Genomic DNA, 1,461 nt, shown 5'->3' with positions numbered 1-1,461 from the left:
GCGGCCGATCCGGCCTTGCGCCTTTACCACTGGCTGCCCAGCGTGCGCGGCGACCTGCTGGCCAAGCTGGGGCGGCCGGATGAAGCGTGCACCGAGTTCGCGCGCGCCGCCAGCCTCACCCGCAACGCACAGGAAAAGGCCCTGCTGCTGGAGCGGGCCAGGCGGTGAGCGCTGCGCGCCGGTGGACGTGCATTGCCGCGGCGCGTTGACCACAATGGCCGTATCGCCCTGGCGGCGCCATTGCACCGCACACCCATGCCGCACCCTGCCCCCGTCTATCCGCCGGAGGGCGGCTGCACCTGCCGCCATGTCCGCTACCGCATGGCCAGCGCGCCGCTCTTTGTGCATTGCTGCCACTGCCGCTGGTGCCAGCGCGAAAGCGGCGCATCGTTCGCCTTGAACGCCCTGATCGAAACCGAGCGGCTGAGCCTGCGGGCCGGCGCGGTCGATACCGTCGCCACCCCTTCCGAAAGCGGGCTGGGCCAGCAGATCGTGCGCTGCCCGCATTGCCGTGCGGCGGTCTGGAGCCATTCCACAGGCTCGTGGCCTTCGTGCGCGTGGGCACGCTGGACCAGCCGGACCATCTGCCGCCCGACATCCATATCTACACCGCCTCGCGCCAGCCCTGGCTGGCCCTGCCCCCCGGTACGCCGGCGGTGGCCGCGGATTACGACCGCGAGGCCTTCTGGCCCCCCGCAAGCCTGGCCCGCCGCCAGGCCCTGCTGCCACGGATCAACGCCTACCGGGCCGCCTGGGGGCTGGCCCCGGCCTGATTCCGGCAGCGGCGTCAGCGCCCCAGCGGCGCCACGCCGATCAGCCAGGCGTGGCCCCACAGCGCAAACGCGGCCCAGGCCACGCCGCCCACCACCACCGTGGCGATGGTGCCGGCGGCTGTGCCCGGCGCGTACACCGTGCCCTGCACACGGTCGCGCTGGCGGGCGGCGCGAAAGCTCAGCACGGCCCACAGCAGAAACGCGCCGAACAGCACCACATCGGCCAGGTTGCCGTTGGACAGCAGGTGCGCCAGGGCCCAAACCTTCACGCCCAGCACCATGGGATGGTGCAGCCGGGCCTTGATCGTATTGCGCGGCACGTAGGCCGCCGCCAGCAGGAAAAAGGCCAGCAGCGTGAGCAGCGCCGCGGCGTGCCGCATGCCCACGGGCGGCACCCACAGCGCCACCGGCTGCTGGCGCGCCAGACCGTAGCCCCACACGACGAGCGCCAGGCCCACGGCCGAGGCCAGCGAATACAGCCCCTTCCAGGCCCCTTCACCCATGCGTGCCCGCGTTTGCGTGCGCCAGTCGTCGGCCACGATGCGCACCGAGTGCACGCCCAGAAACACCACCAACCCGAGAACCAGATACAGCATGACAAGGCCTTTCGCTGGAAGAAGCGGCGATTATGGGTACGCGGGCCGCGCCAGCCGGCCTTGTCCCTGCGCCGCGCGGGCCGATGGGCCCG

1 protein-coding gene and 2 pseudogenes are annotated in these 1,461 nt (G+C 72.0%); 2 read left to right on the top strand and 1 reads right to left on the bottom strand.

Features of this window, described 5'->3' with window-relative positions:
• Together ACDELDRAFT_RS24785 and ACDELDRAFT_RS22400 are read left to right on the top strand one after the other, a co-directional pair.
• Positions 1–168: pseudogene (locus tag ACDELDRAFT_RS24785) on the top strand (RNA polymerase subunit sigma-24); the annotation flags it as partial.
• Positions 169–255: 87 nt separating this feature from the next.
• Positions 256–773: pseudogene (locus ACDELDRAFT_RS22400) on the top strand (GFA family protein).
• Positions 774–787: 14 nt separating this feature from the next.
• Here the strand turns inward: ACDELDRAFT_RS22400 and ACDELDRAFT_RS22395 are convergent.
• Positions 788–1,369 carry an NnrU family protein gene (locus tag ACDELDRAFT_RS22395; protein ID WP_005801147.1) on the bottom strand — a complete coding sequence of 194 codons (582 nt, stop codon included), beginning with the start codon at positions 1,367–1,369 and terminating at the stop codon, positions 788–790.
• Positions 1,370–1,461 lie beyond the last annotated feature (92 nt).

It is taken from the genome of Acidovorax delafieldii 2AN (genome assembly GCF_000175235.1).
Taxonomy (GTDB): domain Bacteria; phylum Pseudomonadota; class Gammaproteobacteria; order Burkholderiales; family Burkholderiaceae_C; genus Acidovorax; species Acidovorax delafieldii_B.
The sequence above is the reverse complement of the archived record's forward strand: the minus strand, read 5'-3'. Positions and strand labels throughout refer to the sequence as shown.

What these genes read in the sequence shown, in the direction of transcription:
- ACDELDRAFT_RS22395 (WP_005801147.1), bottom strand. Translation starts at nt 1,369, where the DNA reads ATGCTGTATCTGGTTCTCGGGTTGGTGGTGTTTCTGGGCGTGCACTCG.